17 protein-coding genes and 1 tRNA gene are annotated in these 19,281 nt (G+C 42.7%); 9 read left to right on the forward strand and 9 right to left on the reverse strand.

What is annotated here, in order from left to right; translation table 11 throughout:
- Nucleotides 1-123 precede the first annotated feature (123 nt).
- Nucleotides 124-1,125 carry a type I glyceraldehyde-3-phosphate dehydrogenase gene (locus ACSBL2_RS10015; protein WP_442591552.1) on the forward strand — a complete coding sequence of 334 codons (1,002 nt, stop codon included), beginning with the start codon at nt 124-126 and terminating at the stop codon, nt 1,123-1,125.
- Between the two features lie 428 nt (nt 1,126-1,553).
- Nucleotides 1,554-2,003, forward strand: a complete 450-nt coding sequence (locus ACSBL2_RS10020; protein WP_442591553.1) for a hypothetical protein — start codon at nt 1,554-1,556, stop codon at nt 2,001-2,003.
- A 745-nt stretch (nt 2,004-2,748) separates the two neighbouring features.
- Here ACSBL2_RS10020 and ACSBL2_RS10025 read toward each other — a convergent pair.
- The 5 genes from ACSBL2_RS10025 to ACSBL2_RS10045 form a co-directional block, all read right to left on the reverse strand.
- Nucleotides 2,749-3,039 carry a type II toxin-antitoxin system RelE/ParE family toxin gene (locus tag ACSBL2_RS10025; RefSeq protein ID WP_442591554.1) on the reverse strand — a complete coding sequence of 97 codons (291 nt, stop codon included), beginning with the start codon at nt 3,037-3,039 and terminating at the stop codon, nt 2,749-2,751.
- Nucleotides 3,033-3,248 carry a hypothetical protein gene (locus ACSBL2_RS10030; RefSeq protein WP_442591555.1) on the reverse strand — a complete coding sequence of 72 codons (216 nt, stop codon included), beginning with the start codon at nt 3,246-3,248 and terminating at the stop codon, nt 3,033-3,035. Before ACSBL2_RS10030 ends, ACSBL2_RS10025 begins: the two co-directional genes overlap by 7 nt.
- Before the next feature lie 291 nt (nt 3,249-3,539).
- Nucleotides 3,540-4,340 carry a Fic family protein gene (locus ACSBL2_RS10035; RefSeq protein ID WP_442591556.1) on the reverse strand — a complete coding sequence of 267 codons (801 nt, stop codon included), beginning with the start codon at nt 4,338-4,340 and terminating at the stop codon, nt 3,540-3,542.
- Between the two features lie 74 nt (nt 4,341-4,414).
- Nucleotides 4,415-4,501 (reverse strand) — tRNA-Ser (locus ACSBL2_RS10040).
- Nucleotides 4,502-4,571: 70 nt separating this feature from the next.
- Entirely contained in the window at nt 4,572-6,578 is a 2,007-nt protein-coding gene (locus ACSBL2_RS10045; protein WP_442592233.1) for an HD family phosphohydrolase, read from the reverse strand.
- A gap of 269 nt (nt 6,579-6,847) precedes the next feature.
- Between ACSBL2_RS10045 and ACSBL2_RS10050 the strand changes: the two genes are divergently transcribed.
- The 5 genes from ACSBL2_RS10050 to ACSBL2_RS10070 all read left to right on the forward strand — a co-directional run bounded on the left by ACSBL2_RS10050 (nt 6,848) and on the right by ACSBL2_RS10070 (nt 12,891).
- Nucleotides 6,848-8,176: a sigma-54-dependent transcriptional regulator gene (locus ACSBL2_RS10050; protein WP_442591557.1), complete on the forward strand. Its 1,329-nt coding sequence runs from the start codon at nt 6,848-6,850 to the stop codon at nt 8,174-8,176.
- 211 nt (nt 8,177-8,387) lie between these two features.
- Nucleotides 8,388-9,047 (forward strand): 2Fe-2S iron-sulfur cluster-binding protein, encoded by a 660-nt coding sequence (locus ACSBL2_RS10055; RefSeq protein WP_442591558.1) that lies wholly within the window; start codon nt 8,388-8,390, stop codon nt 9,045-9,047.
- The gene (locus tag ACSBL2_RS10060; protein ID WP_442591559.1) at nt 9,040-10,026 is read left to right on the forward strand and encodes an FAD binding domain-containing protein; all 987 of its coding nucleotides are present in this window, start codon (nt 9,040-9,042) and stop codon (nt 10,024-10,026) included. Before ACSBL2_RS10055 ends, ACSBL2_RS10060 begins: the two co-directional genes overlap by 8 nt.
- Nucleotides 10,027-10,029: 3 nt before the next feature.
- A complete protein-coding gene (locus ACSBL2_RS10065; protein WP_442591560.1) occupies nt 10,030-12,264 on the forward strand; it encodes a xanthine dehydrogenase family protein molybdopterin-binding subunit in 2,235 nt (744 codons plus the stop codon).
- Between the two features lie 84 nt (nt 12,265-12,348).
- A complete protein-coding gene (locus ACSBL2_RS10070) occupies nt 12,349-12,891 on the forward strand; it encodes a YfiT family bacillithiol transferase (protein WP_442591561.1) in 543 nt (180 codons plus the stop codon).
- Here ACSBL2_RS10070 and ACSBL2_RS10075 read toward each other — a convergent pair.
- The 3 genes from ACSBL2_RS10075 to ACSBL2_RS10085 all read right to left on the reverse strand — a co-directional run bounded on the left by ACSBL2_RS10075 (nt 12,886) and on the right by ACSBL2_RS10085 (nt 16,370).
- Nucleotides 12,886-13,296 carry a GtrA family protein gene (locus tag ACSBL2_RS10075; RefSeq protein ID WP_442591562.1) on the reverse strand — a complete coding sequence of 137 codons (411 nt, stop codon included), beginning with the start codon at nt 13,294-13,296 and terminating at the stop codon, nt 12,886-12,888. The two genes, ACSBL2_RS10070 and ACSBL2_RS10075, sit on opposite strands and share 6 nt — an antisense overlap.
- Nucleotides 13,289-14,146, reverse strand: a complete 858-nt coding sequence (locus ACSBL2_RS10080) for a CDP-alcohol phosphatidyltransferase (protein WP_442591563.1) — start codon at nt 14,144-14,146, stop codon at nt 13,289-13,291. Before ACSBL2_RS10080 ends, ACSBL2_RS10075 begins: the two co-directional genes overlap by 8 nt.
- A 148-nt stretch (nt 14,147-14,294) precedes the next feature.
- Nucleotides 14,295-16,370: a cation:proton antiporter gene (locus ACSBL2_RS10085; protein ID WP_442591564.1), complete on the reverse strand. Its 2,076-nt coding sequence runs from the start codon at nt 16,368-16,370 to the stop codon at nt 14,295-14,297.
- Between the two features lie 249 nt (nt 16,371-16,619).
- On the opposite strand from ACSBL2_RS10085, the gene ACSBL2_RS10090 reads away from it, so the two are divergent.
- Complete coding sequence (locus ACSBL2_RS10090; protein ID WP_442591565.1) at nt 16,620-17,516, forward strand: aldo/keto reductase; 897 nt, start codon at nt 16,620-16,622, stop codon at nt 17,514-17,516.
- 125 nt (nt 17,517-17,641) lie between these two features.
- Nucleotides 17,642-18,151 (forward strand): hypothetical protein, encoded by a 510-nt coding sequence (locus ACSBL2_RS10095; RefSeq protein WP_442591566.1) that lies wholly within the window; start codon nt 17,642-17,644, stop codon nt 18,149-18,151.
- A gap of 6 nt (nt 18,152-18,157) precedes the next feature.
- Here the strand turns inward: ACSBL2_RS10095 and ACSBL2_RS10100 are convergent, their stop codons facing one another.
- Nucleotides 18,158-19,279 carry a metallophosphoesterase family protein gene (locus tag ACSBL2_RS10100; RefSeq protein ID WP_442591567.1) on the reverse strand — a complete coding sequence of 374 codons (1,122 nt, stop codon included), beginning with the start codon at nt 19,277-19,279 and terminating at the stop codon, nt 18,158-18,160.
- Nucleotides 19,280-19,281 lie beyond the last annotated feature (2 nt).

Genomic DNA, 19,281 nt, shown 5'->3' on the forward strand with positions numbered 1-19,281 from the left:
GGTCGTTTATCAGAAAGCTGATAATAGTTATTGAGCAGGTGATGACTCATTTCGTTAGGCTTTCGATAATTTGGTATTGAATAATTACCTCAATTCTAAATAAAACAGTTAAACATTATGAGTATGAAAAAGATCGCCATTTTTGGCTTTGGCCGGATTGGCCGACAATTAGTAAGGATAGCGCTTGACAAAGGTTTATTTATTCCTCATGCTGTGGCTGATGTGAAGGACATTAATACGCTGGGCGCTTTATTTTCCGTAGATACCAATTATGGGCGCTGGCATGGAACTGTGACTGCTGCGGGTTCTGCTTTCATTTTGAATGGGAATGAAATTTCTTACGTAGATTCTTCTACTGGTGTACCCAATTGGGGCGAAATGGGAGTAGACCTCGTTGTGGATTGCTCTGGCAGGGCCACAACGAGGGCAGGAGCGCAAGCCCATCTTGATCAAGGTGCCCGATATGTATTGGTAAGTGCCCCAAGCAAGTCGCTGGCAGATTGCGATGCTGTTCTGTTAAAGGGAATCAACCTGGAGCATTTTGACCCCACTGCGCAGCACATTATCAGTATGGGCAGTTGCACAACAAATGCACTGGCTGTTCCCATCAAGGTAATCAAGGAGGCTTTTGGTATAGAATACGGTCTTTTTTCTACGGTACACTCCTATACCAACTCCCAGTCGCTAACCGACCAGCCAATGGCGGATCTGCGGGATTCCTGGGCAGCGGCAGAAAATATCATTCCTTCATCATCCGGGGCAGCCAAAGCTTTACAATTTATATGGAGCGATTTAAAGGTTACCGGCAAAGCATACCGGGTGCCTACAAGAACAGGCAGTATAGCAGAATTAAACCTGATCACTACAAAACCCTGTACGGCAGAGGAGGTAAACGATGCTTTCCGTAAAGCTGCATCAGGAATGGAATTAGCGGGCATTTTGGATGTACTGGAAGATCAGTGGTCATCTGCAAGGATAGTAGCCGACCCGCATTCTTCTATTATTGACTTGAATCTAACTGCCAAACAAGGGGATCTTTTGTCCATTGCCACATGGTATGATAATGAGTGGGGCTTTAGCAACCGTTTGGCCGAAGTGGCTCAATATATTGCCGCAAGGATCTAGAACCTGTTCATCGTATTTATAAAAAATGAGGATTGATAGACGATAAATAAGGCCTGCGAACATTGATTTGCAGGCTTTTATAATATTGATCACATCAATATTCCACTTTTTCTTTACGATCGACAAAAAAATGTAAAGGACTCGCAATTAAAATACTAACTGGTAGGAAATAATATAGGTATTTCAAGTTTTTCCATAAGGGGAATGACCAAACATTTATAAAGATTCCTAAAAGACAGAAGGCAATAATGAAAATGAAATTTAATAGAACTTGCATTTTATGCTAGATTGAAGAGAGCCCGTTAGGACACTTAGAGGAATTTTGAGGGTGTCAGAGAAGATGATAAGAACAAATAGTATTCCTTTGATTTTCTTGTGTATACCAAATGGTTGTGTTGTTATTACAGAATTGTGTATGTTTATGTGTTATGCTTCAGTCTAAAAAACGACCTCTTGGAAAAAGAATATATTTTTTAATCTTATTATCGATTACTCTTTTTAGTTGTGAGCACTTCGACTCAGACAAACCTGATTCCGACAACAACAAAGAGCGATTTAAAGAATATGTAGAAATTGAATTAACAGGTGACATAAATAATATCTATACTTATGGAGACCTAGGCCCGGACTATAGTGTAATCATCTCATTTAATTGCGACTCTACAACAGTTGAGCGAATTATTAAAAAGAAGAATTTAAAACTTTCTCATCAACATCATGATACTGGTTTATTTTTCTTGGAAGAATTTCCTTGGTGGGATAAGGAACTGATTGATAAAATCAGACCTTATAAAAACATAAAAAAATCAAAACTGTCGCAATACTTGTGGTATGACAAAAAAAACAATAAAGCCTATTACGAGGAGCTTGGCTTTTAACAAAAGCCGAACATAATTAAGCCTTATTATAATATGCTGGTTCAGGTAGCAATATCAAGTTAAGTGTTTTTTGCTATTTTAGCGTCGGTTTAACTGAAAAAAACAGCTTCAGTGTGTCTGAAACGGGTTTAGCGGGGAATCGGATTACCCGCTACAACATCTACAGGAACTATTCAGAATAATCAGGGAAATCTACAAGGATAAGAAGCGGATGGATGAAAATGAAAATGTATAAATTGAACGGACAACGAGCTGAAAGCCTTTTATGTCTACTTAAAAGCAGAGTTTATCAAACACGATGATACCAAGGCTTTTATAAGAAGTAACTCAAAAAAAAACAGGGTTACAACATGACCCCACCTGAGATTTTAAAGGAAGGGAATTTTCCTGTATATGACAAGCAGGTTGAGGATATTTTAACTTTCTACACCAATAACATCATCCGCATGGGTTGGAAATAATAATGTAGGCAATTCTAAAAATCTGAACGAATTTGCCAGGAGGTAATTATTTTAGACGTTGATATCTTAATGTATTCACGAGCCTTATCGTTAAACCAGCTGTCAGCTAAATGATTGATAAGATCTAGTTATTTTTGTATCACGTATATCTTATTAACTTATACTCGCCTTTGTTACAAAAAAGGAATGAAACTGGGTTTGTTTTTTATGAGCGTTTATACCTCATTTAATAATATAGGATAAAGTATTTCTGCACATAAACCCAATTTTTTAATAGGCAGTTTTCAATAATTTAGAGGAGACTTGCTGGTGTGCCTCATACGAATGATACGAATCTGATCTTTTAAGATACGGTAGGAAATGCGATAGTGATACTTTTCAAAAGCCCTCCAAGTTCCATCATTGTCTTTTTTCAATTTATCCGAAGGATATTTCTCTGGGTGATTCGGTAATTCAATGGTCAAGTCAATTAGGGTGTCTCTTACCGTTTTTGCATTTTGTAAGGAATCCAAAGCAATATACTCATAAGCTTTTTTTAACTCAGCCTTTGCACTATTGCTCCAAACTACTACCATTTACTGGCTTCGGCTTTTAAGTCCACAGCAGTAGTGAACTCACCACGCTCGATTTCAGCGTTACCTTTTTCCAGGTCTTTGTTATATTGGGCATGTGTTTGTGGCTTCTCAGTAGTTTGAAATCCTATATTCATTAATTTCAGTGAATTAATTAACCACTCTCTTTTAGAAGGATCTTTTATTTTATCGAAATCAATTACTAGTTCCATAACATAAGTGTTTATATTACGAATTTACACATAATGATGCAAATAAACAAAGAAGAGCAGTAATTGGACAAACCACAAATAATCACCTCTTTAGCTAAGAATGAAATGATCATTTCATTTTTATAGTCAGATAATTTAGAGAGATGTTTTTTTGGCGAAGAAGGATTCGAACACTTAATGATCCTATAATTTCTAAGATGGTAGAAACTCTTTTTGCTGGCATTAGTGTATTTTTATAAGATGCATGAAACAGATTGAGTGTTGATGTAACAATGGAGTTTTATATTGAATTTACCCTTGTTCTCTCCCTATTACTGACATTGGCATCATCAACAAAAATGGTAAAGCTTTAGAATAATCCAAATCGGTATATTCCAAACCTAAAGCTCTGATATTAGTATAGTAAGTCTCATGCTGTGTATAGTAGTATTTCTCAGACTGGATAAACCATACTTTATCTCCTAGTTTTTGGGCTAAAAACCATTTTTCAAACAACTGTGCACTACGCCCATTGCCATCATTCCATGGATGTATTTTTACAAATACAAGGTGAAGCATACTGGCAAAGAAAAAAGCTTCTGAAATAGTCAGCTCAGTATCCAATAATATTTGAAGATCGGCATAGAGTTTATCCATTTCGGTGGGTACTTCAAAAGGTGTTGCTGCGACGTATTCAATGCGTCCGTCTTTAGTCGTAACAAACATCTTCTGATTTCTAAACTTGCCCAGCCAGTTATTAGACACAATATGTTTAGCTAAGAACATATGCATCTGTGCAAAGGTGGTTTCCTTTGGCTTATGTTCTGATGCGAACTGATAAGCCAAATACAAATCGTCTATTTTACAGGTGTAGTCGGGCTGAAATTCAATATTAAAACGCTTGTGCTTAATGTAAGAATCCAATTCTATTGCTTCACCTTCAATTTTGCTGGAATAGACAGCAGCTGCAGCAATAAAAAAGCTAAACCCATCCGTAGAGAGTTCGGCATCTTTTAATTGGTTGAATGCCGTAGATAAAGAGCTATCTGAAACAGTATTCTTGTATTGCTCAAGGAGATCTTTAGGGATGATTTGTAAATCTATTGCCAACATGGTCTTCTCGCTAAAAGGCTATAAACAAAAAAGCCTGCTAATCGTATGATTGCAGGCTTTTTGTTCAATTTAAGCGGAGGAAGAGGGATTCGAACCCTCGGTACCGTTGCCAGTACGACAGTTTAGCAAACTGTTCCTTTCGGCCACTCAGGCATCCCTCCGTTTTTCAAAATTGTTACCCGTTTTTCGGGATTGCAAATATAGCAATAGAATCATTAAATCAAAAATTATTTACACATTTTGTAGGTAATCTATGCGTACATGATGGATGCTCATAAGCATTGTCTTGAATATCAGCTTTATAGTTTCAAGGTCTTTTAACGTTAAATCGCAATTATCTAATTGGTTTTGTTCCAATTTGTAATTAATGATGCGTTCCACCAGATCATTGATGTTTTGGGCATCCGGATTTTTGATACTTCTTGAGGCTGCTTCAACAGAATCTGCCAGCATTAATACCCCTGTTTCCTTAGAAAAAGGAATTGGGCCAGGGTAGCGGAAGATATTTTCATCGACAAACTTCTCCGGTGAATTTTTTAGAAAGGACTGGTAGAAATAATCTACACGGGTATTCCCATGGTGCGTTCTGATAAAATCAATCACACTTTCCGGTAACTGGTGCTTACGGGTAATCTCAATCCCTTTAAGGACATGTTTAATGATAATCTGTGCACTTTGCTCATACGGCAGTTTGTCATGCGGACTAAGCGAGGTATTTTGGTTCTCTATGAAGTACTGTGGATTTTCAATCTTTCCGATATCATGGTAAAGTGCCCCGGCTCTCACCAGCAGGGAATTTCCTCCAATCTTGAAGATCGCCGCTTCAGCAAGGTTGGCTACCTGCAGGGAATGCTGGAAAGTTCCCGGTGCCTTAAAAGCAAGCTCCCTGAGCAACTTATTGTTTGTATTCGTCAACTCAATCAGCGCAACATCAGAAGTGATGCCGAATACCCGCTCAAAAGCATAAATCAAAGGATAGGCAAGCAGTGACAGCAGTACACTGATGACAAAGGGCAGGAAGTTGATCCATTCAATTTCACTGAAAGATCCTTCGCGTAAAAGGGCAATACCAAGGAAACAGATGAAATAGGCCGTCAATATAAATAAGGCAGAAAGCAGCAACTGTTCTCTTTTGATCAGGTTCCTGATACTATAGATGGCCACCATACCTGCTGAAGTCTGGAAAAACACAAACTCGAAGCTGTTTGGCACAAAGAACCCGGCAATCAGGATAACGAGCAAATGGAGGTAAAGTGCCAGACGCGTATCAAATAATATCCTGATGATAATCGGTACAATACAGAAAGGAATATAATACAGGCTCGGCAGGTTCAGTTTAATGGCCCAGGTGAGGGTGAGCAGCATGGTGGTGATGACCAGCATCAGGAGTGACAGCTGCCGGTTGTCTGCAAAGATGTCCTTCCGGAACATATAGAGGAAGATCATGAGCAGACTGAGGATAAAGCCTACCAGCAGAATCTGACCCAGGTATACAAGTTTACTGTCGCCAATGGTTTTGGTCTGCGCCTCATAAGTTTCCTTGAAAGATTGCAGTTTCTGGTAAATTTCATCGTCTATGACACTGTTCCTTGCAATGATCAGTTCTCCTTTTTGTACCATGCCCCGGGTGGTGGACAAACTGTTAATGGTGTTGGTTTGGACAATAGCGGTTAACTTTTCATCAAAAACAATATTCGGCTGTAAATGGTCTTCCACCAGGTTCATGACCACCTCTTTCTCTTTGAGGTTGATCGCGGTAAAGGTATTGTTGAAATAATCCAGTGCCGATTGTACGGTATATAAATCCTGCGTACTCAGTGTTTTTGAAATATTATTGTTGAGGAGGGAGATGTCATAATATTTTTTACCCTTCAGGTGTTTCGGATTCGTCGCAATGATACCTTTCTCGTAAATCGACTGCAAGAGTTTCATCGAGTTGGCCTTTATTGTTGGTTTTTCCTCTTCAGGAAAGGTATTGCCACGCCATTTGACATCAAACTCATTGCTGTAAGCTTCCTCTACATTGTTAAAAAGATCTGCATCATACCTGTATATCGGCAGTACATTTTCCAGCGCATCCCTTTTATCTGTATTTACCTGGGGATTGGTTTTCAGGATGGCAAAACTGAAAGGGGAGACGAGGTCTTTATTCAACCAGACTTTTCCCTTTTGGAATTCATACCTGAAACGCGGTTGTTTGGGTAAAAACAGCGTAATGATAAATACGGTAAGCACCATCATAATATATTTAATATTAGCGGAATACTTACGATAGAGCAGTTTGTGAGAGTTCTTTTTGATTTTAGCCAAAATGATATATATTGATAATAGTCAAAAATAATCATTTAAAATTGAATCTGACCAACTTACACAAATCCGATACACAAAGGCAGGAGAATCTCCTGCCGGAATGATGCAGCAGATTCCATTGTTACAGGGATAATTTAGGTAAGATCTCTCCATACATATCTGATATAATCACTAGGTTTGCTTAAATTTTTATACCCATGCAAAGCATCCTGATCATTGATGATGAAAAAAAATTATGCAGTCTCCTCGCCAGGATTATTGAACTGGAAGGTTTTACGGTTTTTCAGGCCAATACCGGAAAGGAGGGACTGAAAATTCTCGCTGCACAGGATATCTTAGTGGTGATCAGTGATGTCAAACTGCCCGATACCAATGGCGTAGAGCTGGTGAAGCAGATCAAAGAGATCAGGCCTTATGCAGAAGTGATTAACCTCACCGCATTCGGAACGATACAGGATGGTGTGAAGGCCATGCGTAACGGTGCATTCGACTATATCACCAAGGGAGATGACAATGATAAAATTATTCCACTGGTGTATAAAGCAATGGATAAGGCCAGTTTACAGTACCGCGTTTACGAACTGGAAACCAAAATACAGAAGCAATACGATTTTTCTTCCATTCTGGGACAGTCGAAAGCCATACTTGCTGCGGTAGATCTGGCCCGTAAAGTTGCACCAACAGATACCACCGTTTTGTTGCTGGGAGAAACCGGTACGGGTAAGGAAGTTTTTGCCCAGGCCATACATTATGAAAGTCCACGCAGGGCGAAACCTTTTGTCGCCTTAAATTGCAGCGGATTCAATCCCGATCTCCTGGAAAGTGAGCTCTTCGGTTATAAACAGGGCGCTTTTACCGGGGCACAAAAGGACAAAAAAGGACTGCTGCAGGAAGCCAATGAGGGAACACTTTTTCTGGATGAGATCGGGGAGATGAACCTTGATCTGCAGGCTAAATTATTGCGTGTGCTGGAAAATCAGACTTTTATTAAATTGGGAGATACGCAGACTTCTAAAGTGAATGTGCGTATTGTTGCCGCTACAAACCGCGATCTGAAGAAAGAAGCGGAAGAAGGCAGGTTCAGGCTTGATTTATTTTATCGTTTATCTGTATTTGCTATCGATTTGCCTTCCCTGAATGAACGTAAAGCTGATGTGCTGCTGATTTCTAAATTTTACCTGCGGCAGTTCTCTGTTAAGGTAAATAAACCATTGCTGACCATGGAGGAGGAATTCAGTCATTTATTGCTCAACCATACCTGGAAGGGGAATATCCGGGAACTCAAAAATGTGATAGAACGTGTGGTTATCCTGGCAGATGGCAATACAGCCAGTGCAGATCTGCTTCCCTATGAATTTCATCACCAGATACCGGAAGGTGATTCCATGAAAATGGAAACGGTGGAAAAAATACATATCATGAAGGTATTAAAGTATACCAGTAACAATAAAACAGAAACTGCAAGGTTATTGGGGATCGGATTGACCACATTATACCGTAAATTGGATGAATATCAACTGACCTAATGGATATGGACGGCCCAATCCGGTCTCTGTATATGCGCTACAGGCCTTTACTATCAACCGGCCTCATCGATAGGGCCGGCGCTATGTATGTGGATTCATTCTAAACTGCGTTTAAATAGCTTCCGAAGCGGATAAGTATAAACAAATAGCTGAAATTAGGTGTTACAAAATCGGTCTCTTTCTTTGTTTAGGCTAAACACAGAAAGGGAAAATGGATAAATTGACACCCAACAAAGCTATGATAGAAAACAAGTCCCTGGAAGAAGAGGTGAAATCAGGCGGTTCGCGCCGTGATTTCCTTAAAAAATCCTCTGTAATTACAGCGATAGCATTTACACCTGCTGCTGCTGTGAAAGCGTCCGATCTTAAACTGGACGAGCGTTTATCGGATGCTTTGGAACAAATGCCACTCAGTATCCACATCAACGGACAACAGCACCAGTTGCGGGTAGAACCGCGTTTAACCCTTCTTGATCTCTTAAGGGAACGACTGAAACTTACCGGCACGAAGAAAGGATGCGATCAGGGACAATGTGGTGCCTGTACCGTCCACATTGATGGTGTACGTACCAATGCTTGTCTCACACTGGCCATTATGCATGATGGTGCAAAAATAACTACTATTGAAGGTCTTGAAGATGGAGGAGAGCTGCATCCGATGCAGGAAGCTTTTATCAAACATGATGCTTTTCAATGCGGTTATTGTACCCCTGGACAAATTATGTCGGCTGTAGCCTGTATCAATGAAGGGCATGCGAATTCTGAAATGGAAATCAGGGAGTTTATGAGTGGCAATATCTGCAGGTGCGGGGCATATGCCAATATCGTAAATGCCATACAGGAAGTAAAAGCAGGAGGTAAAAATGCATAATTTTCAATATACCAGAGTGAAAAATACGGCAAATGCCATTGCAGAACTTGGTAAAGATGCTTCTGCCAAATTGGTCGCTGGAGGCACTAATCTCATCGATTTAATGAAATATGGGGTAATGGCACCCGATAAGCTGATTGATATCAATCGCTTGGAGTTCAATGACATTAAAAAGGATGGCAATCAATTGTATATAGGTTCTACCGTGCGGAATAGTGTGGCTGCGGCCGATCAGTTGGTGTTGCAATACCAGCCTTTGCTATCGCAGGCGATGCTTGCCGGTGCCTCTCCGCAATTGAGGAACAAGGCTACCATGGGAGGGAATTTATTACAGCGCACCCGCTGTCCGTATTTCTATGATATTTCTGCTGCCTGTAATAAGCGCAAGCCGGGGACCGGCTGTGATGCTGTTGGAGGTTTTAACAGGATGCATGCTATTTTTGGTGGCAGCAGTAGCTGTATCGCCGTGAACCCGAGTGATATGAATGTAGCACTGGTCGCGCTGGATGCAGTGATTGAGGTGACTGGCCCAAAAGGTAAACGGAGTATCCCTATGGCAGATTTTCATCGCCTGCCGGGTAAAAATCCTGAACTGGACAGTACGCTGGATAAAAGGGAAGTGATTACCGGACTGGTGATTCCTGATAACAATTTTGCAAAAAACACGACGTATTTAAAGGTACGCGACCGTGCTTCTTATGCATTTGCATTGGTCTCTGTTGCCGTTGCCATGGAAATGGAGGGCAATGTGATCAAGGATATTCGTTTGGCTATGGGCGGGGTTGCACATAAACCCTGGCGCCTGACAGCAGCTGAAAATATGCTGAAAGGAAAAGCAGCAGTCATGGAGAATTTTAAACTGGCTGCTGAGGTGGCCATGAAGGGGGCTGTGGCCTACGGACATAACGATTTCAAGCTGAAAATGGCACCAAATTCCATCATTCAGGCACTAAGAACCGCTTCGGGCATTAAAGCATAAATCATGAGTAAAAAACATTTAGACAATGCTGAGATGGCCAAAGCCATGAACAGGGTAGACGGAAGAGTGAAAGTGACAGGTGCTGCTAAATATTCGGCCGAAGTGCAGTTGCAGGACCTCAGTTATGCTGTTCTGGTAGAAAGTACAGTGGCTCAGGGAATAATCTCCAAACTCGATACCAAAAAAGCAGAATGGGCACCCGGAGTGATTGCTGTGGTTTCACATTTAAACACCCCTGGTGTACCGGAATATAAACTTGAAAATCAGGAGCTGATCCAAAAACAACTCCGCGTGTTCAATGATGCGAATATCTATTACAACGGACAGCCTATAGCAGTGGTGATTGCAGATTCTCTGGAGAGGGCACAATACGCAGCTTCTTTGGTCAGCGTAACCTATAAGCAGGAGAAACACCTGACGAACCTGGAGGAAAACCTTTCCAGGGCGGTAGTGCCCAAAAGGGCAAAGGCAGACCCAAAAGGGTTTACGGCAGATTTTATCCGTGGTAAAGCGGGAGCTTACCTTGATGCGGAGGTACAAGTTACAGAAGAGTATATTCAGCCTTCTGAAGTCCATCATCCCATGGAGTTACATTCCATTATAGCGAGTTGGGAAGGAGAGGACAGGTTAACGCTGGTGGATAAAACCCAGGGTTCACAGCAGACGCAGGCAAGTATTGCCAAATCTTTCCAGCTACCGGTAGAGCATGTGAAGGTACTGGCGACCTATGTAGGTGGCGCATTTGGCTCTGCATTGCGTGTGTGGCCACATGAGATCGTTGCGATCCTTGCCGCTAAAAAAGTGCAGAAACCCGTGAAACTGGTACTGACCAGGGGACAAATGTCGTACATGGTCGGGTACCGCCCATACACCACCCAAAAAGTATCGATTGGTGCGTCAAAGGATGGAAAACTACTGGGGATTTCTCATGAGTCTTATGGAAAAACTTCCATGTATGAGGAGTTTACGGAGAATGTGTTGCAGATGACACGTATGATGTATAATGTGCCGAATATTGATACAAAATACAGGATTGTTCCTTTGAACGTGAGTACACCGGCTCCCATGCGCGGACCGGGAGAGGCTACAGGTTCTTTCGCATTGGAATGTGCATTGGATGAGTTGTCATATAAACTGAATATCGATCCCCTGGAACTGCGGCTGATCAACTATGCTGAACAGGATCCGGATAAAAATATGCCCTGGTCGAGCAATTACCTGAAAGAATGTTACCGCTTGGGAGCAGAGAAAATTGGCTGGAATAAACGGAAGGCAAAGGCCGGAACAGTGCAGGAGGGGGAATGGAAAGTTGGATACGGTGTAGCTACCGGTACTTTTGGTGCGTTCAGGAGTGCCGCGACGATTAAAGCGACTTATAGATCGGATGGAAGTTTATTGCTGCAATCGGCAATTGCCGATATCGGTCCCGGTACAGGGACGGCAATGACAAGCATAGCTGCGGCAAACCTGGGCATTGATCCTTCGAGGATTACTTTCCAGCTGGGGAATTCCAGTTTCCCGAAAGCCCCGATGCAGGGTGGTTCTAATGTTGTGGCTACTGTAGGTTCTGCCGTGATTGCCGCCTGTACAAACCTGAAGGTTGACCTGGCAAAAAGAGCTGCAAAACAAAAATCAGAATGGCACAATGCGGTTCCTGACCATATCAGCTTAAAAGGAGCCCATCTGGTAAATAATGATGATACTTCTTCGAAAGTTGAGATTGCTTCCCTGTTTAAGCAGGATGGTCTGAATGAACTGGTGATTGAAGGGAGTGCAGCACAGGGAGAGGAGAGGAATAAATATTCCTTTTATTCGTACTCGGTTCATTTTATCGAAGCCCATGTACACGAACTTACCGGTGTAGTCCGTATTAAAAATGCGGTTTCCGTGGTAGATTGCGGTACTGTGGTGAGTCCGAAGACCGCGAGAAGTCAGCTGATGGGCGGGATTGTAGGTGGAATTGGAATGGCACTGATGGAAGAAGCGGTGATTGATGACCGCACCGGGCGGACCATCAATGCGAGTTTTGGGGATTACCATGTACCCGTGAATGCCGATATCCCGCAGATGGAAATGTTGTTTGTGAATGAAAAAGATCCTTACCTGAATCCCATGGGCTCGAAAGGCCTTGGGGAGGTCGTTATTATTGGGGTAGCACCTGCAGTAGCGAATGCGGTATACAATGCCACCGGTAAGAGGGTGCGGCATCTGCCGATCACGCCCGATAAGCTGATCTGATGAAATAGGGTGCCCCTGGATTGAAATCTGAGGGCATTTTTATTTATATTGGAACCATAAAATTTGAACGATAAACCTTATTTCATGGAAGATCTTATTGAAGAATACGCATATCCTATTGGCCGATTTCAGGCGGCCGAAAATTATACTTCCAAGTCTTTGACGCAATGGATTGGTTCCATTAATTCCATCCCACTTTTATTGGATTACTGCATCGAGAATCTCGACGAGGCGCAATTGAATACGCCGTACCGTCCGGGTGGCTGGACGATTGTCCAGGTGATCCATCATATTGCCGATAGCCATATGAATGCTTATGTCAGGTGTAAACTTGCCCTCACGGAAGACCGTCCTGTCATTAAACCTTATGATGAAAAGAGCTGGGCAGAACTGCCTGACGTAAATGATGTTCCTGTAAATGTTTCCATTACGCTGATCCATGCCCTGCACCGCCGCTGGACTTCGCTGCTCAGCCTGCTGAAGGAGGAAGATTTAGCGCGTGAATATTACCATCCCGGAGATCAGCGTGATGTTCCTTTGTGGCAGATGATCAATATGTACAGCTGGCATGGTAAACACCATGCGGAACAAATTCTGGCCCTGAGAAAAAGAATGGGCTGGTCATAGGTTTCCGCCCCTGAACACCCAGTACTTCTGCAATACATAGTTGAAGCCGAGGGACACGATAATATCTGTGATTACCCGGCTAATTTTATAATCTATCCCTAACCAGGTGGTCAGGAGGTAAGTTCCGGAAGATTTTAAAACGATACTTCCGGCAACTACCGTACAAAATTTGAATAGTTGTCCGGCGATAGCAGGAGAGGTATGTTCGCCATGGCGAAAAGTCCAGTGCCTGTTGATACTGAAGTTGACAATGGCACCAATCATGCCACTGATTAAAATAGAAAGGGTATAGTGGATATGAAGCAGTTCCGTGCAGGCTACCATGATCAGGTAGTCCACTATTCCGCCGGTAAAGGCAGATGCCTGTGCTTTTGCAAATACAATAAATGTATTTTTTTTAGTCATTGTTTACCCCCGTTTTGGTTTCCCTGGCGGCCTTTTCTTCTCTTTCTGCCTGGTCCCGGATGTCCCCGAGTTTCAGTAGTTTTACCGTATCTACAATGTTGATAATGGAAAGTATGGTTACCATTGCCGCCGCAAAGTATTTGATGGTATCATTGAATACCACCTCAAATACCAATACAAATACGAGGATAAAGCGGATCTCTGTCGGACCGATTATCCCTGCATCAATGGTGTACAGGTCGGTGATTTTATAACGCAACTGGGTAATGATCATGGCCCATCCATAGAGTACGACAAAAAGAAAGGGGATAAGTTCATAAGTACCTTTGGAATAGACGAGGTAACCAAGGCCGATCAGGACCATCCCAATCCAGTCCATCACAACATCCAGCGAAAATCCATACCACTTCCTTGGTTTCTGACGATAATAGGCCATTCGCCCATCCAGTGAATCACCAAACCAGTTCAGTGCTAAGCCCGGAATTCCCAGCAACAAGTAGTTGGGATTGAAATAGAAGCCCAGGATAAAGCCCAGCATCACGATGAGACATCCTATGGTGCCTGTAAAAGTAAGCATGTCGGAACTGATATAATCCGGTATTCTTTTCACCAGGAAGGATATTGTCCACTGCTCGCTTGCCCTTAGTATGTTTGTTCTTTCCCTGTCCTGGAAAATCCTTTTCAGTGTACCTTTTTCTGTTGTATTTACAGGTTGTTGTCCTGCAGATTTATTGTCTTCCATCAATGGCCATCCTCCTGTAATCAGGAACAAAAATAGGTAAATAAAACCGAATCCATTTTTTTCTTCTTCCTGAAGCTGTATCATTAACGCAACCAAGCCTCTGAGCATTGAATATTTGAAAATGCTTCCGTAGGAGGGTACGGGTAAAAACAACAAGAAAGAGGGTGGTCATGATTGATGATACACCCTCAGCGTACTGAAAGCAGGCTTGCGATATGGAAATTAAGCAAATAAATAGTATTTTGCTTAATTTCCATTAAACATCGTTTTCAGACAGGATGTCATCGTCTGTTAAGGAAAGCTTGCTTTGGATCTGCGGATAGATCAGCAGTTTGGTATACGTTTCAAACATGTTCTCCAGTTTACGCTGAATATTGGTCAGCGGAATCAGGTAAGTAGGCTCAGTATCCCGGTCGACTACAACAATGAGAAAATCTTCTGCGTTAATCTTATCTTTTAATAGTTTCCATTCTTTCCATACTTCTTCGTGGACAAAATTGAAAATAACACTGGACTTGGAAGCTGCCAGGAAATGGTTGATATGTGCTTTGGTCTCTTCGTCACAATAACAGTTGATGTCGAGGCTGAGTTCAGCACTTAGCCTGGTGACTTTAGATAACCATACCAGCATTGTCTTTTCTGTAGATAGGGAAGGGGGACAAACCAGCTGGATACTGTGATGTACAGTAAGCGGCCTTTGCAGGTGCAGGATAAAGAGATTTGCCGGGGAGCGTTCCACGAGGACGGCCGACTTATCGCCCATGAATTTATCAAATACCGTGACTTTCCTTGGCCAGCCGGTGATAATGATATTGGCTAATTTTTCCTTTGCGATGCGCAATACACCGCTGGGTACATTATAATCCAGTGTGGCAATGACTTCAACGTTGGTGCCGTTACCCGAAGCATATTTTATGGTTTCATTGAGTTTTTTACGGGCCGTAATCAGGTTGGCCTGGGCATTGTCACTGTCTGCCACCACCGAAAGCAGGTTTATGGGCTGTGTAGTCGTTTTATCGGTAAATAAAACAGCAAGATCCAGCAGGGATTCCATGTTGTTGAAGTCGGCGATCGGGATCAGGATATTCTCTGAATTCTGCTGTATGTCAGGCACATCGGTTTCTTCCGAAGCAATGATTCTCCGGCTTGCTTTTTCGGTGGCAAAGGAAGCCACGATACAGGTAATCAGGATCAGAATAATGGTGCCGTTGAGGATATGGTCGTCAATGATTTCCGCCTTGTAGCCTACCAGAATGATGGCCAGTGTAGCGGCGGCATGTGCACTGCTTAACCCGAAAATCAATAAGGTCTGGTTTTTGGTGTATTTAAAAATCCAGGAAGTGAAGGTGGCTGATAAATACTTACCCAGAATTGCAACAATCGTCAGTGATCCCGCTATGATCAGTGCATCCGGACCATTAAAAAGGACTTTTAAATCTACCAGCATGCCCACGCTGATGAGGAAAAAGGGAATGAACAGCGCATTACCCACAAACTCAATCCTGTTCATGAGGATAGAGGAGTGGGGAATCAGGCGGTTTAAGGCAAGTCCGGCGACAAATGCCCCGATGATCGGTTCAATCCCGGCGAGTTGTGCCATGAAAGCAGAAAAGAACACCACGGAAAGCACAAAGATATAATGTGAGGTTTTATCACTCTCCAGCTTCGTGAAAAACCATTTGGCAATTTTAGGGATAAGGATAAATACCGTGGCTGTAAATATGGACAGGGAGATGGCCAGCTGTATCCAGAAGGTACTGTTGAGCTGTCCGTCTACAGAACCCATGATCACGGCCAGGATAATCAGTACCGCTGTATCGGTCAGGATAGTTCCGCCTACAGTTACGGCCACTGCCTCGTTTTTCGCGATCCCAAATTTATTGACAATCGGATAGGCAACCAGCGTATGTGTGGCAAACATACTCGCGGTGAGGATGGAGGTCAGCAATGAATAGTTTAACAGGTAATAACATACCGGAAAACCGATAAGGATAGGGATAATGAAGGTAAAAAAGCCGAATACAAAACTCTTGTGTTTTTTCTTTTTGAATTCTGCCAGGTCGAGCTCGATACCTGCAATAAACATGATGTACAATAGACCTATGGTAGAAAATAAGTCAATTGCAGAGGTTTTTTTGAGAATATTAAACCCGTTCGGGCCAATGATAATCCCGGCAATGATAAAACCTACAATCCCAGGAATTTTAATTTTCCCAAGAAGGATAGGGGCAATGAGTATAATAAAAAGCAGTACTGAAAAAATAAGTACAGGGTTGGTAAAAGGTGGATCGAATTGTCTGGAAAGATGATCGAAAAAATTGCTGTGCATCATGAATTGAGTCCTCTGTTTTTTAGCTAAGTTAACCTAAAATAGCCGCTTAATGATAACAAGAATGTTATACAGCCTGTTTGGCCGACTTGTTTACCGTCCTTTTCAGGCTATCCTTCCTGTACCTTTACGCAGAAGCTGAGCAGCAGGTAACCAGCTGCTCAAGCCCCTTGGTTTGAATAAGCGGAATTCGTAAAATACTATAAAAAATAGAATAATTTGTATAGATTAGTTAAAAACCACACGATCATTATGCAGTATTCAGTATTGGGGAAATCAGATCTGAACGTAAGTTCAGTTAGCTTTGGCTGTATGTCATTAAATGGCAGTACGGCTGAAAACGAGGTGATTACGGGCAAGGCAATCGCTTCGGGAATCAACCTGTTTGATACGGCCGACCTGTATGAAAACGGAGGAAATGAAGTTAAAATCGGAAACCTGGTCAAATCCTGCAGGAAGGATATTGTTCTTGCGACAAAAGTAGGCAATCAATCCCGGCCGGATGGTAGCGGATGGGATTGGAATCCAGGAAAGGAATACATTCTTTCTGCTGTGGAAAAAAGTCTGAAAAGATTACAAACAGACTATATTGACCTGTATCAGTTACATGGCGGAACGATGGATGACCCGATGGACGAAACCATTGAAGCTTTTGAACGGTTGAAGGAACAAGGCAAAATAAGGCATTATGGCATTTCTTCTATCCGCCCTAATGTGATCAGGGAATATGTTAAACGCTCCAATATCGTCAGTGTGATGACACAATACAGTTTACTGGACCGTCGCCCTGAGGAAGAAAGCCTGGATTTGCTGGAAGAAAACGGTATTGGGGTCTTGTGCCGCGGGAGTATTGCGCAGGGATTGCTGGTCGACAAACCTGCAAAGGCCTATCTGAACTGGTCTGAACAAGAAGTTGCTGAAGTGGCCAGGGCAGTCAGCAGTTTTAACGGAAATCGAGGCCCTTCTGCAGAGACAGCGATCCGTTATGTTTTGCAGCACCCCGCCGTGAAAACAGCAGTGGTGGGTATATGGACGCTTGAACAACTGGAAGATGTGTTGCGTGCAGCTAATCGCCCCTTACTTTCAGCCGTGGAATTGGAAAGTTTAGTGAAGGGGATGCCGGTAAATTATTACCAGGAACACCGGTAAATTATTACGAGGAACACCGGTAAATTATTACCAGGATCACTGGTAAACAGCACCTGATGCGTATAAGTTAGCTGTAGGGCTAGCTGGGAACTTAAATAATCATTCAATAGTAAGGTATAGATATTATGAAATTATCATTTGGTACTACCGTAAATAACCAGCCAAATTATTTTATAGAAAAAATCTGGAAAGGACTATTGGAAGGACCGGGCCATCTGGAGGAAAGTTACCTGAATTATCAGGGACGCTACCTTGATAAGTTTGATGCTTTCTGGGATGGCGATACCTTCAGTGAGTTTCTGGAACCTAAACTCCATACCATTCGCCGCGACCCTGAGCACCTCTGGAAGGCAGGAATGGATATTCAGCTGGTGATCAACCAGGGGCAGCCCGATGAATTTCAGTTTGCGCCAACCATCCGCTGCCAGTCGGTACAGCGGATACAAATTGATTACTCCCTTTTAATCAATCCGGACGGTCCTGCAGTGTTCATTGATTACGAACTGCTAGATAAAGAAACGCTGGTCAGGCTGGCGATAAATGATGGCTTTGCCACAGTAGCAGATTTTTTCTATTACTTTAATGAAGAATTTACCGGTAACCTGGTGCATTGGAGCACCCTCAGCTATGGCTAAAGCAGGCTAGCGGTTCAGCAACAATTCAAAATGTTCGTAAAGCGGGGCATCTTCACCTTCCTGAAGCCCCTGGTGAGGAATAGCATAATAACTTCCGCTGATCGTCAGTCCCTCCGTCTTTTTCTCCACTTCAAGCTTTAAAAAGCCGTGCTGCATTACGCAAGAACGTTTTAGCACCACATCGTCGAAAAGTTCGCTTTCTTCTGTATAGTTCAGGTCGTCAGGATCTGCCAGCTTGTGCAGTTCATCGAAACCACCGCCCCCGCATACAATAAAGGGTACCGTGCTGCCATCTTCATAGGTTTTACTGAAACGCTGGTAATTATGAACGTGTCCGCTGAGGACCAGGTCGGGACGTACACCAGCTTCTTTAAAGCAGTCGTCCATAAACCCAATCATGGCCAAGCTGGAGCCGTGGTTTACATCGGCAGAATAAGGTGCATGGTGGATGCAAACAATAATTGCCTTCTCTGCTTTTTCGAGTGCTGCGTGGCGCAGTTCTTCTATGAACCAGTTTTTTTGTTCTTCTGTGATTACCCCAAACTTCGGCACATTACTGTGGAGGCCGATGATATTAGCCATAGGCACCTGTAAGGTCCAGTAGATATGGGGCTGCATTCCGCTTTTGCGTTCCTGATCCTCACAAAAGGGAATAACATGGGCTTCCCGGCCGCAAAAAACTTCCATAAAGGCATCCAGGCTGTGGTAAGGTGTTGCAGCTGCGGGATTTACATCACTGTCATGGTTCCCGGCAATGGCATATATGGGCTGTGGGTAGTTTTTATAAGGCGTAAAAAATTGTTTCTGGTATTCTCCGGCTTCACCAAAATGGTAAACAATATCGCCAACATGGTAAAGGAAATCAGGTTGGTCTGCTTCAGTACCGGCCTGAAAGTATTGCTTTGCCATTTCATTGGCAATAAGTTGCTGAAAAGCCGGAGATTTTATTCCTCCGGTATCACCGGCAACATGGAATACCAGTTTCCGGGTATTCTTTTTCAATGGAGTGTCCTGTTTTAAGCGATAGGGATAGTCGCCAACAGGTGCGGGGGTAGGTTGAAACTTATAACTATCGTCCGGCTGATTTAATTTGAATACGGGTTTTTCTCTTAATTTAGTTAAAGACATTC

Source organism: Pedobacter sp. AW31-3R, from assembly GCF_052180285.1.
Taxonomy (GTDB): Bacteria; Bacteroidota; Bacteroidia; order Sphingobacteriales; family Sphingobacteriaceae; genus Pedobacter.

What these genes read in the sequence shown, in the direction of transcription:
- ACSBL2_RS10065 (WP_442591560.1), top strand. Translation starts at nt 10,030, where the DNA reads ATGAGTAAAAAACATTTAGACAATGCTGAGATGGCCAAAGCCATGAAC.
- ACSBL2_RS10070 (WP_442591561.1), top strand. Translation starts at nt 12,349, where the DNA reads ATGGAAGATCTTATTGAAGAATACGCATATCCTATTGGCCGATTTCAG.
- ACSBL2_RS10060 (WP_442591559.1), top strand. Translation starts at nt 9,040, where the DNA reads ATGCATAATTTTCAATATACCAGAGTGAAAAATACGGCAAATGCCATT.
- ACSBL2_RS10035 (WP_442591556.1), bottom strand. Translation starts at nt 4,340, where the DNA reads ATGTTGGCAATAGATTTACAAATCATCCCTAAAGATCTCCTTGAGCAA.
- ACSBL2_RS10095 (WP_442591566.1), top strand. Translation starts at nt 17,642, where the DNA reads ATGAAATTATCATTTGGTACTACCGTAAATAACCAGCCAAATTATTTT.
- ACSBL2_RS10100 (WP_442591567.1), bottom strand. Translation starts at nt 19,279, where the DNA reads ATGTCTTTAACTAAATTAAGAGAAAAACCCGTATTCAAATTAAATCAG.
- ACSBL2_RS10080 (WP_442591563.1), bottom strand. Translation starts at nt 14,146, where the DNA reads ATGCTCAGAGGCTTGGTTGCGTTAATGATACAGCTTCAGGAAGAAGAA.
- ACSBL2_RS10045 (WP_442592233.1), bottom strand. Translation starts at nt 6,578, where the DNA reads ATGGTGCTTACCGTATTTATCATTACGCTGTTTTTACCCAAACAACCG.
- ACSBL2_RS10085 (WP_442591564.1), bottom strand. Translation starts at nt 16,370, where the DNA reads ATGATGCACAGCAATTTTTTCGATCATCTTTCCAGACAATTCGATCCA.
- ACSBL2_RS10075 (WP_442591562.1), bottom strand. Translation starts at nt 13,296, where the DNA reads ATGACTAAAAAAAATACATTTATTGTATTTGCAAAAGCACAGGCATCT.
- ACSBL2_RS10025 (WP_442591554.1), bottom strand. Translation starts at nt 3,039, where the DNA reads ATGGTAGTAGTTTGGAGCAATAGTGCAAAGGCTGAGTTAAAAAAAGCT.
- ACSBL2_RS10015 (WP_442591552.1), top strand. Translation starts at nt 124, where the DNA reads ATGAAAAAGATCGCCATTTTTGGCTTTGGCCGGATTGGCCGACAATTA.
- ACSBL2_RS10055 (WP_442591558.1), top strand. Translation starts at nt 8,388, where the DNA reads ATGGATAAATTGACACCCAACAAAGCTATGATAGAAAACAAGTCCCTG.
- ACSBL2_RS10050 (WP_442591557.1), top strand. Translation starts at nt 6,848, where the DNA reads ATGCAAAGCATCCTGATCATTGATGATGAAAAAAAATTATGCAGTCTC.
- ACSBL2_RS10030 (WP_442591555.1), bottom strand. Translation starts at nt 3,248, where the DNA reads ATGGAACTAGTAATTGATTTCGATAAAATAAAAGATCCTTCTAAAAGA.
- ACSBL2_RS10090 (WP_442591565.1), top strand. Translation starts at nt 16,620, where the DNA reads ATGCAGTATTCAGTATTGGGGAAATCAGATCTGAACGTAAGTTCAGTT.
- ACSBL2_RS10020 (WP_442591553.1), top strand. Translation starts at nt 1,554, where the DNA reads ATGCTTCAGTCTAAAAAACGACCTCTTGGAAAAAGAATATATTTTTTA.